Annotated in this window: 8 protein-coding genes; 5 read left to right on the forward strand and 3 right to left on the reverse strand. The window is 50.2% G+C overall.

The window, feature by feature from the left end:
• Positions 1-153 precede the first annotated feature (153 nt).
• From BMW93_RS17095 to BMW93_RS17115, 5 genes are all read left to right on the forward strand, one after another.
• Positions 154-2,955 carry a TonB-dependent receptor gene (locus tag BMW93_RS17095; protein ID WP_310590241.1) on the forward strand — a complete coding sequence of 934 codons (2,802 nt, stop codon included), beginning with the start codon at positions 154-156 and terminating at the stop codon, positions 2,953-2,955.
• 22 nt (positions 2,956-2,977) lie between these two features.
• Positions 2,978-3,724 carry a GLPGLI family protein gene (locus BMW93_RS17100; RefSeq protein WP_177194110.1) on the forward strand — a complete coding sequence of 249 codons (747 nt, stop codon included), beginning with the start codon at positions 2,978-2,980 and terminating at the stop codon, positions 3,722-3,724.
• Between the two features lie 197 nt (positions 3,725-3,921).
• On the forward strand, positions 3,922-4,809 hold the full coding sequence (locus tag BMW93_RS17105; protein WP_090378657.1) for an OmpA family protein: 888 nt from the start codon (positions 3,922-3,924) through the stop codon (positions 4,807-4,809).
• 96 nt (positions 4,810-4,905) lie between these two features.
• Entirely contained in the window at positions 4,906-5,859 is a 954-nt protein-coding gene (locus BMW93_RS17110) for a threonine/serine dehydratase (protein WP_090378660.1), read from the forward strand.
• 119 nt (positions 5,860-5,978) lie between these two features.
• The gene (locus BMW93_RS17115) at positions 5,979-6,458 is read left to right on the forward strand and encodes a hypothetical protein (protein ID WP_177194111.1); all 480 of its coding nucleotides are present in this window, start codon (positions 5,979-5,981) and stop codon (positions 6,456-6,458) included.
• Positions 6,459-6,758: 300 nt separating this feature from the next.
• Here BMW93_RS17115 and BMW93_RS17120 read toward each other — a convergent pair whose 3' ends face one another.
• The 3 genes from BMW93_RS17120 to BMW93_RS17130 are packed head-to-tail and all read right to left on the reverse strand — an operon-like array spanning position 6,759 to position 12,299.
• Entirely contained in the window at positions 6,759-9,665 is a 2,907-nt protein-coding gene (locus BMW93_RS17120) for a PD-(D/E)XK nuclease family protein (protein WP_090378662.1), read from the reverse strand.
• A 28-nt stretch (positions 9,666-9,693) separates the two neighbouring features.
• Positions 9,694-10,290, reverse strand: a complete 597-nt coding sequence (locus BMW93_RS17125) for a tRNA-(ms[2]io[6]A)-hydroxylase (protein WP_090378665.1) — start codon at positions 10,288-10,290, stop codon at positions 9,694-9,696.
• Positions 10,291-10,310: 20 nt separating this feature from the next.
• Positions 10,311-12,299: a putative porin gene (locus BMW93_RS17130; protein ID WP_090378668.1), complete on the reverse strand. Its 1,989-nt coding sequence runs from the start codon at positions 12,297-12,299 to the stop codon at positions 10,311-10,313.
• Positions 12,300-12,316: the final 17 nt, after the last annotated feature.

Genomic DNA, 12,316 nt, shown 5'->3' on the forward strand with positions numbered 1-12,316 from the left:
AATTCTTAATAAAAGTTAAATAATTCTTAATTCTTTATAAAACCGGGTTTTAACTATATTTTTAGTTGTAAACTTGATTTGCATTGTCTATAATTGCAAAAATGTAGAACCTCAGTTACAAACCTCTACTCACATAACCACCATAAACTAGCCTTGAAAAAAATCCTACTTCTGTTATGGTTATGCCTTCCTATGCTTACTGCGCACGCGCAGACCGGAGGGCGATTTACATTAAAAGGGACCGTTACCGACACTTCCGGGACGGTATTGCCCGAAGCGACGATCATGTTGCTGTTACCCAAGGACTCCTCGCTCGTCAACTTCGGAAGGACCGCCAAAGATGGTTCGTTCGAAATGAAGAACCTCAAACGCGCCACCTACATTTTTAAGGTCTCCTATGTGGGGTATGTACCTTATCAGGAAGTGGTAAACCCGGAAAGTAAGGATGTAGTAGACATTGGCAAGGCCAAAATGAAGGTTTTGCAAAAGGAATTGTACGAAGTGGTGATCAAAACCGCCCGCGCGCCGTTGAGCATACGGGGCGATACGGTGGAGTTTGACGCTAAGGCATTTAAAGTACCGCCGGGTTCTTCGGTGGAAGACCTACTTCGCAAGCTCCCGGGCGTGCAGGTGGACGGCGACGGTAACATCCGCGCACAGGGCGAGGAGATCAAACGTGTAACGGTAGACGGTAAGCGCTTTTTCGGCGACGATCCGAAGATGGCGACCAAGAACCTCCCGGCGGAGGCGATCAATAAAGTGCAGGTTTTCAATGGCAAAACGGAACAGGCCAAAGCCACCGGTGTGGACGATGGCAAGCGCGAAAAGACCTTGAACCTGGAATTGAAGGACAGTCACAAAAAGGGCGGTTTCGGTAAAGCCGTTGCAGGCGTGGGAACGGATTCACGGCTCGAAGGGAAGGTGAGCTACAACCGTTTCGACGACAAACAGCAGTTTGCCGTGCTGGGTTTCGGGAACAATACCAACCAGTCGGGCATTGCGCGGAACGATTACCAGGATTTCAAAGGCAGCCAGTCGTTCAACTGGGGCGACGATGGTGATTTCGGTTTCAGCAGCGGGCGCTACTATGGTGGCGACGACATTACGATCCAGCCAAACTGGGGTGGCCAGGGCTCCGAAGGTTTTACCAAAAACTTTGCGGGCGGAGCCAATTACAACTTCGATACCAAGAAAACCAAGCTGAGTACCAGCTATTTCTATAATTCGACGCGCTCGATTACCGATGTACAAACCAGTTCGGAAAACTTCCTGACAAACAACGATTCCTACCTGACCGACGGGAAGAACAAAACACTCGGATTTACAGGTAACCATCGCCCCGCATTCCGTTTCGAGCATAATATCGACTCGCTCAATACGCTCATCCTGATTAGTAACTCGCGGATCAATTCGGGAGACAACGAGTATTCGAGCGAGACGAGGTCTTACCGTAATGAGAATATGCTGACCAACCGGTCGGACGTGAATAACCTGAGCGATTACAACTCATTTGCAATGGCCAACCTGCTGTTGTACCGTCACAAATTCAAGAAAAAGGGACGGAACTTTGCCGCCAGCGTGGGTTATAATATTAATAATTCGGATGAGGACCGTCGCCAGAACTCGGTAAACCTCTTCTTGCAGGATTCTACCAAGAACAGCGTGATCAACCAGTTGCAGCAAACCGAAAGTACCCGCGGGAATTTCAAAGGCAGCCTGTCATATGTCGAGCCTTTTGCCAAAAAGTTTTTCTGGGAGACGTTTTACAATTACAGCATGCGGAAAGACAAGGTCGACAGGGATGTTTTCGATGTCGAAGGAACTGTGGACAAGGTGAATCCATTCCTGACACGCTATTATACCAACGACTTTACCTTTAACCGCCTTGGAACGAGCGTGCGTTATTCGCACAAGGGCCTGAACCTGGCGCTGGGACTTGCGGGCGTACAATTTGAGTTGAAAGGCAAGTTCGCCCTCGACGAATCGCAGACGAATATGACCCGCGTCGACCGGACATTCAAAAAGCTGGTACCGAACGTTTCATTGAATTACAGCCTGAAGAACAACAAATACCTCTATGCGGAATACGGCCTGAATGTACGTGAGCCGTCGATCACCGACCTGCAACCGATCGTCGATAACAGCAACCCGCTTTATATCGTGGAAGGTAACCCCGACCTGATCCCGCAAACTACGCACAATGTGTATGGTGGATTCCAGATGTTCAACCCGGCGAGCTTCACCAACTTGTACATCAATGCGTTCTATAACTATAATGAGGATCAGATCGTGTACAACCGGACGATCAGCGAGGACCTGGTGACAACTACCAAGCCCATGAACATCAGCGGCGGGAACAACTACGGTACCTACATCGGGTTCGGGTTCCCGTTGAAGAAAACGAAGGCGACATTTGGTGTAAATACAGGTATTAACTTCAGTAATAACCTGACTTATATTAACAATGTCAAAAATGAAACGAAAACGGACGGGTACAACTTCGGTGCGCGTCTGGATCTGACGCCGAGCGATGTGTTCACGCTTTATACCAATGCAAACTGGAATATCAGCGACACTAAGTATTCCATCAATACCAGTCAGAACCAGAAGATCCTTAATGCGAACTATAATGCCGACATGAATATCAAGATGCCGAAAGAGATCTATTTCAACGGCCGCCTCAATTACCGGACTTTCAAAAACGACCAGTTCGGCTTCAACCAGCAGGTGCCGATCCTGACCCTTTCAGTTTATAAATTGATACTTAAAAACAAAAAGGGCGAAATTCGCCTTACTGCCAACGACGTTTTCAAAAGAAACCTGGGTATCACTCAGAATGCTAACCAGAATTATTACTCGGAACGTCGTGTGGCGACATTGTCGCGGTATTTCATGCTGAGCTTTACCTACAATATGAGGGGGATGACGGCTTCTGTAAAGCGTTCCGGATTTTAACATTACCTACATCACTGAAACAATGAGAGCAATTAGAATATTGATTATCCTTTTGGCGACCTCCGCGCCGCTTTTGGCACAGAACCTGGAAGGGGAGATTACCTACGAAAGAGTATATCACTGGACGAAAATCTATTCGCGGCTGAGCTACCTGAGCAATGAAGAGAAAGACCGGATCAAACAAACGTGGGGCAACGACGATGAATACAAGCAGAAAATGACGCTCTTTTTTAACGAAAAGCAGAGTTATTACAGCTATCCGAAAGTGGAGGAGAATGAAGGCGGCTGGTCATGGACAAAAACTGATTATAAGATCTACCGTAATTTCGAAAAGGAAAAGCGGACGGATATCATCGGTATGCTTGGCAAAACTTACATCGTGGAAGATTCACTGAAGGCGCCTTCCTGGAAAGTAATGAACAAAATCAAGGAGGTGGCAGGCCGGATGTGTATGATGGCCGTGACCGAAGACACGATCAAAGGTCAGAAGATCACCGCATGGTTTGCCAACGATCTCGCGGTTTCGGGCGGGCCCGAGCTTTATTCTGGCTTGCCGGGCATGATCCTCGAACTCGAAATTAATGACGGCGAGATCGTGGTGTCGGCAACGGAAATTAAATTGAAGCCGGTGGCGGAAGAGGATATCAGTCTGCCCAAAAAGTTGAAAGGGCGCAAGATCGATAACAAACAATACCAGGAGCTTATTGCAAGCCACATCCGAGATAGTATTAAAGCACACCGGAATCCATTTTGGGCGATGCCATACTAGCTAATATCCTATATTACATTGTGAAAAAGGGAAAATGTCTCTGGGACATTGTTCCCTTTTTTTGTAATTTCGCGTTTTGAAAGCACCCCGGGCGGCGACTTTAATTGTTTGTGGCTCGATTATTGATAGCGATCAGTGTAGTTACCAAATGTTTTACTTAACAGTGTTTATCTATTTTTAACAACCCTAAGACGATTATGAAACAAACGCTTTTAGCCGTTGCCATGCTCTTTGTACTGGGCTCATGTGCCAGCAAGAAAAAATTGCTTTCCGCACAGAAGCAAGCCAATGAGATCCAAATCCAACTGGACAAAGCAAGAGCCGACCTGAATGATTGTGACAGCAGAACTGCTAGCTTGAATAATGATTTGAAGGCAAAGAATGACGAACTCACCAGCAAAAACGCCAAAATGAAGGAGCTGGAAGAACAGGTTGAATTCCTTAAAAAGAATAACAACAACCTTCTTGACCGTATGTCGGATCTTTCGGTAATCTCGAAAGAAGGTTCGGAAAGCATCAAGAAGTCGCTCGCGATGATGGACCAGCAAGGTGCCCAGATCCGCGACCTGAACAAGAGCATCCAGCACAAAGATTCTTTGAATATGGCGCTGGTACTGAACCTGAAACGTTCATTGGCTGACGTAAGCGACGAGGACGTTCAGATCGAAGTGAAAAAAGGCGTAGTTTACGTTTCACTTTCCGACAAGATGTTGTTCAAATCGGGAAGCTCTGTGATCAACTCCGCTGCTGAGACCGTACTTTCCAAAGTGGCGAAAATCCTGAACGACTACAAAGAAATCGAAATCCTGATCGAAGGTCACACGGATAATGTACCTATCGCGACGGATAAAGTGGCTGACAACTGGGATCTTTCCGTATTGCGTGCAACATCGGTGGCACGTACACTGCAAAAGAAATACGGAGTTGAGCCGGTTCGTATGATCGCTGGCGGCCGTGGAGAATATCTCCCCAAAGTGGCTAACGATTCAGCGCCTAACCGCAGCCTGAACCGCCGTACCGAGATCATCATTACACCGAAACTTGATCAGTTCTTCAACCTTTACACACCCAATGCTGGTAAATAAGGTTAACTGAGAAACTTTTCAGATGAGGGTCCGTCGGTAACAAGACGGGCCCTTTTTCTTTTTATTGCAGGAACAATTTTCATAATATACACCAACATGACAGGAACTGTACCGACCAGAGCAACCATCGAGGCTGCCCACGAGCTCGTCAAACCTTACATTCATCACACTCCCGTTTTCACTTCGCAATTCCTGAATGATTTGTCGGGCGCGGAATTGTTTTTCAAATGCGAAAACCTGCAAAAGATCGGCGCGTTCAAGGCGAGGGGCGGGCTGAATGCGGTGCTCTCGCTATCGGAAGAGCAACTGGCGAACGGCGTGATCACGCATTCATCGGGTAATCACGCGCAGTCGATCGCGTTTTCGGCACAGAAAGTAGGAGCGAAATGCTACATTGTCATGCCCGAAAATTCGCCGAAAGTGAAGATAGCGGCGGTGGAAGGTTACGGGGCTACCATTACTTTTTGCAAGAACACACCCGAAGACCGGCAGCAGACCGTCGATGAGATCGTCGCACGCACGGGCGCGACTTTCATTCACCCATTCAATAACTACGAAGTGATTGCCGGGCAGGCGACGGCCTCCAAAGAGCTGATGGAAGATGTGGACGTTACCCTGGACGCGCTCGTCGCGCCGGTGGGAGGGGGCGGCTTGTTGAGTGGTACCGCATTATCGGCCAAATTTTTTTCCCCGCACACGAGGGTGTACGCGGGCGAGCCCGAGGGCGCGGCGGATGCCGTATTGTCTTTCCGAAGCGATAAAATCGAAAAGGCGCCTTATGTCAATACCATTGCCGACGGCTTGCTTACGCACCTGGGCGACAAGACATTTCCGATCATCAAATCCGAAGTGACCGACATTTTTACGGTTTCGGACGAGGAGATCGTTCAGGCGATGCGCTATTTGTGGGAGCGCATGAAAATGGTGGTGGAGCCTTCCGGAGCGGTATCTATTGCGGCAGTTTTAAAGAACAAGGCTGTTTTTGAGGGTAAAAAGGTCGGTATCATCATCTCGGGCGGCAATGTTGATCTCGGTCGGCTGCCTTTTTGAAATACTTCGGAATGAATAAATTACTGCGCCGATATGCGTATCTCGGGGCAGTGCCGTTATAGTAGGAAATTTAGGATGCGTGTTTATATTTGAAAATTGTTTACTCTTAAAATTGAACTATGAAAAAGCTGATTTTTTGTTGTCTGGTAGTACTGATGGGCGCTTGCAAGGATGACAAGAAGGACCCTGAGCCGGAAACGGATTATGCAACGAGCTTTGTAGGAGTTTATGAAACGATCACTGTCGAAGGCGGGATTACCACCAATTACAAGTGGGACATTACCACCGAGGCGAAGAACCAGTTGAGCATTAAATACACCAAGCAAACCAAGATTACGGTTTCCGGGACCACCATTAACCTGACGCAGGAATATCCCCTGGCGACAGTGAAATCGACCGCGCAGGACAATTTTGAGGTGAATGAAAAGGTGAACGTAACCCAAAGTACCGGCGAAGCCCTGAATGTTCGCCTGAGCGGGATTGCCAGCCGGATCGTCAATGGTAGCGGTGTGCCGCAGCTTAATATTACATTGAAAACCTCGGAGGCGAGCACCGGTGCGCCGAATGAAGAGGTCTACCTAGAATTCAAGAAGAAATAAGGGCATTTGCAATGCAGCAAAAAGGCGGATGAGATCACTCACCCGCCTTTATTTTTTGAGAGGCACTTCGATTTGGTATTATAAGGATACTTCTTTAAAAAGCATTTGAAACTTGTCGAACAAGACAATAACCGGGAACGTAATACCTAGCACGAGGCAGGTAATGACAAAGGCCATGAGCCATACAATGAAGAGGGATAATTTTGCTACCACGATCATACCGTAAACGAGTTTTTCTTAAAAGATGGCTTTGTTTACGCAATGGTTGTAAGGCGTCGGGGGTATTTTTCAACTGGCAAATTACCGCCCGCAGATGCCGGTAAAGTCGCAGAATTTGCACGTGGTAAGGTCATCGGTTTTGCGGAAAGGCACGTCCGGATCGAGCATTACATTGAGAATGTCCGTCAGTATCACTTCCGATTTTTCGATGAACTCTTCCGGCGCAAGCTGATCGGTGATTTCCAGTGGGTTAGCGATGAGGTTCTTTGGGTCGCGGAAGGAGTAAAAGCCCGATTTGACGGCGTGATCGCCAAAATTGTAGGTATTGCCCCGGAGTGTCAGCCCGTTTTCTTCTTTCATGCGGCGGTACATCAGGTACTCGTAAATCCACAACTGGCGCACATAACCCATTTTTCGGTCCGGATCGAAGCGGATCACTTCTTCGCGGGCTACCGGGTCGGCGAGTTTTTGTTTGCCCGCCAGCTCCACGCTGCCTGTTTTGTAATCCATCACATATAATGTACCGTCGTCGCTTAGCTCGATGCGGTCGATCTTGCCCCCTACGCGTACGTAGGTGTACGCGCCTTGCAACACGAGCTGTATGCGCGTGTGCAGCGGCTGCTCGGCCGCGAGGATTTTCCTACGGGGTTTTTGGGCCATATGATGGCGAAGAAAGGTGAGTATCTGCTGTTCGCCGATCTGATAGTAAATGCGGTTGAGGCCCAGGTCGGTCACGTAACCTTTGAAAAGCCGGTCGAACTCTTCGCGGAGCACGGCCGCAATCTGCTCTTCCGACGGGTCGTTGTCGAGCAGGAAAAACTCGTGGTCGAGGCGTTCCAGCGAGGCATGCAGCCAGGTACCGATCTTGTCCATACCGAGCTCTTCTTCCACTTCCTCCTTTTCCTTTACCCCGGCAATATGTTTGAGGTAAAACTGCATGGAGCAGCGGATAAACTCGTTTAGGTGCGTCGGGTAAATGCCCTTGCCGTCGAGGTACGCGCGAATGGCGGCAATGAGGGCGTCGTCTTTATGGACTACTTCTTCAAGCTCCTGTTGTTGCAGTGCTTCGAAAACGACAGTTTTGTTTTCAATGCGTATCAGCGGATTGTATCCCGCCAGTTCATATTCGATCTGCCTTAGGAAACGGCTTTTTTCGCCGCCGCCGGGGGCGTCGTTCGTGCTCGTGTAAAGGATATGTACTTCCGAAGCGCGTTGGAGCAACCGGTAAAAGTGGTACGACATCACCGCCTCCTGGTGCTGGTGCGTCGGTAACCCCACAGCCTGCGCCGCGTCGAACGGGATCAGGGAATTCTGCCGTTTCGCTTGCGGGATAGTGCCTTCATTGACAGACAATATGATAATCCGCTCGAAATCCAGCGCCCGCGTTTCGAGCATACCCATGATTTGCAGGTTACTGATCGGCTCACCGCTGAATGGAATGCGCGTTTGCCGGATCAGTTCGAACATGAACGATTTGAGCGTCCGCAGCGTGATCAGCTCCGCCCGTTCTTCGATCGTTTGCTCGAATTGTTTAAGTAGTGTGTAAAAAAGATAGAGATACTCGGTTTCCAGCGCATTCTTGTAATCCTTGTAAACCTCCCGCAGCAGTTCGATCAGCTGGTAAAACGCCCGGATCACCTGCTGTGCATTGTTTTTCTGCCAATGCGTGAAGAGGATATGGAACAATGGATGGTTATCGCCCAATGCGATCAGTTCCTCCGGGCTCAGGAACACCTGGTTGGTTTCGGTAATCTCGCGGAGCGTTCGCTGTATGATCGTCTGCCCGTCTTCGAGCGGCGTAAGCGCCACGTGCTCGTAATGTCGGATAAACGGATGGTTCAGGACTTTATCGATGGATTTGTGCCCGAATTTCGGGATACGGATCAATTTGCCGCTCCGGGTGCGAAACTCCACCACATTTTGCTGTAACTCGAAAATGCCGTCCACCAATGTATAAAGCAACGAGTTGCGCATGGAAAGGCCCATGGTCACGTTCAGGTCGCGCACATCCTGGTCCAGCGAATAGAGCATCGGGAGGAGCAGATTCTCGTCGGCGAGGACAATGGCGGTAGGTATGGGTGCATCCTCGGAGTCGAAGCGCTTCATGCGCTGGTACAGCTCGCCGGCTACTTTCGTTTGCAGGGTGGCATTAGGAACGCCGTAAATGGTAATGTTTTTTTCGGTCGAAAGCAGGTCGTCGCCCGTCCAGTTCCATTCCCCGAATTCTTTGCTCCGCTGGTACTCGCGCAGACTTTTACCGGCTTCTACCACGGTATTTTCCGACATATAATAGCGGTCCGAATCCCACAGCACTTCCGCCTTCTTTGCTTTGATCAACGCCGTGACGATCGTCCGCTCGGAAGCCGTAAATGCATTGAAACCAGCGAAATAGATCTTTTCGTCGTCCGGACGTGCTTCGGCGAGGTTGCGAATGTCCTCGGCCAGCTCGCGGTACGCCATTCCGCGGTAGGCTTTCCCTTTTGCGATCAGCCGCTGCCGGAAAGATTGGTATACCTTATTAATATTCTCAAAAAGCGAGAAATACTGTTTCGAACCGCCTTCGCCTTGTAGTGTCCTACCCTCCGGCAGGCTCTCCTGCCAGCGCGAGAGCGCGTGCGCCTCCGAGAGGTATTCGAAAAGGAAATCCGTTTTGACAAGGTACTGATCGATTTTATCGAGATCGCTCAGCAATACCGATGCCCAGCCCATAAACCGATCGAACTGCACGTCCGGGTCGATTTCCCGGAAGGTTTCGTACAAATCGAACAGCAGGTGTACCGGGTCCTCTATTTCAAGGCTGCAAATGCTTTCCACGAAATCGTCGATCGCCATGATACCGGGGCTCATCATGGCCTCGGTAGTTTCGCCGGCCAGTTCCTGCATCAGAAAAAATGCGGCCCGGCGCGTCGGTACCACTATTTGCACGCGGTCGAGCGAAGTATGGTTGGCCAGAATGCGTTTAGCGACGAGGTTCAGGAATGATGGCATCGGGAAGCGTGATGAATGCGGGGTTAGGTCAATGGATGCGGTCGCCGCGGGGTGTCAGCGATTGCATAATCGTCGCTTCGGCATGTAAAAGTTCCTTCCAGCGGGCTCTTACCTTATCGGCGGCTACATATGTTTCGGCCAGTTCAAGGAATGTGCGGTAATGCCCGGCTTCGGAGACCATCAGCTCGCGGTAGAACTTTTGCAGCGATTCATCTTCCAGGTTTTCCGAAAGTAGCTTGAAACGCTCGCAGCTCCGTGCTTCTATGAGCCCGCAAATGAGCAGGCGGTCGAGAAACATTTTCTCGGTGTCGCCTTTGGTGATCAGCTGCATGAGCTGGTTTACGTACTCGTCTTTCCGCTGCCTGCCGAGCGGGATATTTCTTTTTTTTAATTCTTTCAAAACCCTTTGGAAATGACCCCATTCTTCGGCTACGATGGGCGTCAGGGTTTCCACGAGTAATGTTTTTTCAGGATAATGGACAATCAGCGAAATGCAGCTGGAAGCGGCTTTCTGTTCGCAATAGGCATGGTCTATCAATACATCGCCGATCTGCATCGCGGCAATGTCGGTCCAGCGGGGATCGGTCGGAAGTTCCAGCCCGAGCGTTGTGAGTGATGTAGCCATATTGGTAAAAGTTTGTCCGGTTAGTCGAACATCGGCCAGTTGATCCCGAACGAAAACGATCTTGCAAGCCCCAGGTAATTGGGCGTCACATAATAACCTTTCGGGAAAAGGCCGAAGTTGCCGCCCTGGTTAAGGTAAGACATTTTAAAGAATAACCGCACCCGTTTGATCCGCATATTCGCGAAGCCGTCTACCACCACATTCTCAGTTAGTCTTGTATCATTTTGTAAATGAAACTGTTGCGTGACGGGCATGTAGGCGTCGGCCAGGTACGACGAGCGGTACCGCGCCGCCAGGCCGATCTGGAAGAAAAGCACTTTGGCATACACAAAATCAAAAGTGACTTCCCCGCTCGCGAAAACCGTCGGAATGCGGATCACATCCTTATTGTCGTTCAGTGTGAGGAACGCCATGGTCGTGAAGTTCCACCGGTTGAGGTGAATGCCGGAATTGAAACCGAGGCGCAGCAACCTGAAACCCGCATTGAGCTGCCGGGGCACGGCGGCGGTATCGTAATAAATGTAGTCGTTGATCTGGTGAATTTGCGCTTCGGGCACAAACTCGATCTTCTTCGTTTTCAGTACCAGCGAGGCGAAGATGGTTTGCACCTTGGTAGGGTCGAAGTTGTTGCGCCAGTCGAAATGGTTGTTCAGGTAGCGTTGTACCAGCAGGTCGGGGGCCGTTTGAATACTTTGGAAACCTGCCTTACCCCATTTCGTATTCAGCTCGGCTTTCAGGCGGTACTCCACGTTTTTCCCCAGGTTCAGATCGGCCTCGGCGGTGAGGTATTGCACCGAATCTTTGAGGTAATAACCCAACCAGGCGCCGATGATATTGTCGAATTTCAGGCCGGTACGGTAGGTCGCGTACGGATCACCCGTTTCGTTCGGCGATTGGGCGCCGCCTCGCATGCCGTAAAACCGCTGCCGCACATAAGCGCGGTAATTGAAGCCTTCGTAAAAACCTTTGATACCCACTTTGTTGTCCAGCAACTTGAAGTAAATGTCCTGGCGGGTTTGGGTAGTACTGAATTTCGGATCGGGGTAAATGCCTTTTTCAAGCCCCCGTGCAATATCTATATCGGTATAATGGTTGATCGTACTCTGCAAATCGGCTTGCTGGAACAGCTGGAAGCCATTGAGCAGCCGGTATTGCTGGTAAACATGAAAAACATGGCGTCGCTCCCACGAGTTGGCGTCGTCGCTGATCCTGGCGGCACCGTCATAGGAGTATTTGTCCACTACACCCGCCTCGTCGACATTCGGAATAACGCCGCCTTGTTCCGCGACCTTCATGTTCAGGTGCCGGTAATGCGCGAGGATAAGGTACTTTTTGTTTTTGGAAAAGAAACTGGTGTGCGCCAGGAAAGTCCAGTTCCGCCCGAGCAATGCCGCGGAGGCGATGGAATTGGCAAAGCCGTACACTTTGTTGGACGTCAGGCGCGTGGCCCGCATCCCGAAATTGAACCGCGAATGCACGTTTTGGGTGTAGGCAAATGTCCCGAGCGAGGCCTTTTTCGGGCCCGACATGAAATCCAGTTCGGTATGCTGCGATTTGGTATCGACATACGCCACGTCTTCCTGCTTGATCGCGTACGCATCGTAAACCCGAAGGCCGAGCTGCGTACCAATGTCTTCGCGCGGCTCGAAAAACAGGCTACGCGTGGCCGTGACGTGGTTGCCCAGGTCGGCGAGCTTGCCCCAGGCCTTATCCATCGGCATCCACCGGTGAAAATTGGTCATACCTGTATCCACCAGGTACCGCACCGAATCGCGGTTGTAGAGAATATCGTGTTCGTAAAAATGCAGGGTGGTCTGCGGGCCGTACACGTTCTTGGTACTATCGTCGAGAATGGACTGGCCCCCGCCTCCGCCTCCGCGTGCACCGCCGCCCCCGCCACCGCTGGGCATCCGTATGTTGCCCGGCAGCTTCACCTGGCCGCTGGCTGTCGGGATGGTTAGGAAGAAGCTGCATAAAATACACAGGAAGCTATATAAAACAATTCTCATAGAGGGAAACTCGTTCT

Source organism: Dyadobacter sp. SG02 (assembly GCF_900109045.1).
Taxonomy (GTDB): Bacteria; Bacteroidota; Bacteroidia; order Cytophagales; family Spirosomataceae; genus Dyadobacter.

Coding starts and splice junctions, on each gene's coding strand:
- BMW93_RS17100 (WP_177194110.1), top strand. CDS start 2,978: ATGAGAGCAATTAGAATATTGATTATCCTTTTGGCGACCTCCGCGCCG.
- BMW93_RS17105 (WP_090378657.1), top strand. CDS start 3,922: ATGAAACAAACGCTTTTAGCCGTTGCCATGCTCTTTGTACTGGGCTCA.
- BMW93_RS17120 (WP_090378662.1), bottom strand. CDS start 9,665: ATGCCATCATTCCTGAACCTCGTCGCTAAACGCATTCTGGCCAACCAT.
- BMW93_RS17130 (WP_090378668.1), bottom strand. CDS start 12,299: ATGAGAATTGTTTTATATAGCTTCCTGTGTATTTTATGCAGCTTCTTC.
- BMW93_RS17110 (WP_090378660.1), top strand. CDS start 4,906: ATGACAGGAACTGTACCGACCAGAGCAACCATCGAGGCTGCCCACGAG.
- BMW93_RS17125 (WP_090378665.1), bottom strand. CDS start 10,290: ATGGCTACATCACTCACAACGCTCGGGCTGGAACTTCCGACCGATCCC.
- BMW93_RS17115 (WP_177194111.1), top strand. CDS start 5,979: ATGAAAAAGCTGATTTTTTGTTGTCTGGTAGTACTGATGGGCGCTTGC.